Source organism: Mesorhizobium sp. M7A.T.Ca.US.000.02.2.1, assembly GCF_003996995.1.
GTDB lineage: Bacteria > Pseudomonadota > Alphaproteobacteria > Rhizobiales > Rhizobiaceae > Mesorhizobium.
This window is the reverse complement of record NZ_RZTT01000789.1, coordinates 1-1109: the sequence shown is the minus strand read 5'-3', so window position 1 is coordinate 1109 and position 1109 is coordinate 1. Positions and strand designations below refer to the sequence as shown.

The window sequence follows — 1109 nt, the reverse complement described above, 5'->3', positions numbered from 1 at the left end:
GCCGCTGGAAGGTGATCCCCCGCTTCCCCTCCTATCATGGCGGCACGCTGGGTTCGCTCTCGATCACCGGCGACGATGCGCTGGCCGAAACGTTCGAGCCGATGATGCGGGCGATGCCAACCGTGCCGGCGCCGAATGCCTGGCGCGACCGCGACAATCTCTCGATGGAACAGCGCGGCATCCGCTATGCCGACATGCTGGAGGAGAAGATTCTTGCGGAAGGTCCAGACAGCGTGGTCGCTTTCATCATGGAGCCGATCGGCGGTGCGGCGACCGCGGCACTGGTCGCGCCGGACAGCTATTATCCGCGCATCCGCGAGATCTGCGACCGCTACGGAATCCTGCTCATCCACGATGAAGTGATGAGCGGCGCCGGCCGCACCGGCAAATTCCTGGGCGGCGACCATTGGAACTGCAAGCCCGACATCGTCGCGCTGTCGAAGGGGCTGGGTTCGGGCTATGCGCCGCTTGGCGCGCTCGCCGCCCCGATGCGGCTGGTGCAGCCGCTGCTTGACTCCGGCGGCTTCCAGCACGGCCACACCTATGCCGGCAATCCGCTGGCCTGCGCCGCCGGGCTTGCCGTGCTCGGTGAAATGGACCGGCTCGACCTGATCGCCAATGCGGCTGCCATGGGCGACGTGCTGATGGACGGGTTGAAGGGGCTGGCGAAGCGGTTTCCGTTCATCGCCGACGTGCGTGGCAAGGGCCTGCTCACCGGCGCCCAGATGGTTGCCGATCCCGAGACGCTGAGGCCGATCGACCAGACCAAGAAAGCCACGCAACGGCTGCTCGACCTCGCCTATGAGCGCGGGCTGATCATCTATGGCCGCAGGGTCAAGGGTGGCGTCGACGGCGACAATTTCATGGTCGCGCCGCCGATGATCGTCACCAGCGAACAGGTCGGCGAGATCGTTTCCATCATCGGCGACTCGCTGGAGGTTCTGGCCTCCGAGCTCGACCTGCCGGTCGAAGGGTAAAAGCATGGTCTCGCGAAAAGTCATCATCACCTGCGCTGTCACCGGCTCGGTGCACACGCCGTCGATGTCGCCCTATCTGCCGGTGACGCCGGACCAGATCGCGGCGGAGGCGATCGCGGCGGCCGAAGCCGG

Annotated in this window: 2 protein-coding genes; both read left to right on the top strand. The window is 66.1% G+C overall.

What is annotated here, in order from left to right; all coding sequences use genetic code 11:
* Positions 1-977: aminotransferase class III-fold pyridoxal phosphate-dependent enzyme (locus EOD15_RS34650; RefSeq protein WP_148129829.1), on the top strand; the 977-nt coding region annotated here is incomplete at its 5' end.
* Positions 978-981: 4 nt separating this feature from the next.
* The coding region (locus EOD15_RS34645) for a 3-keto-5-aminohexanoate cleavage protein (protein WP_148129828.1) at positions 982-1109 on the top strand (128 nt) is incomplete at its 3' end.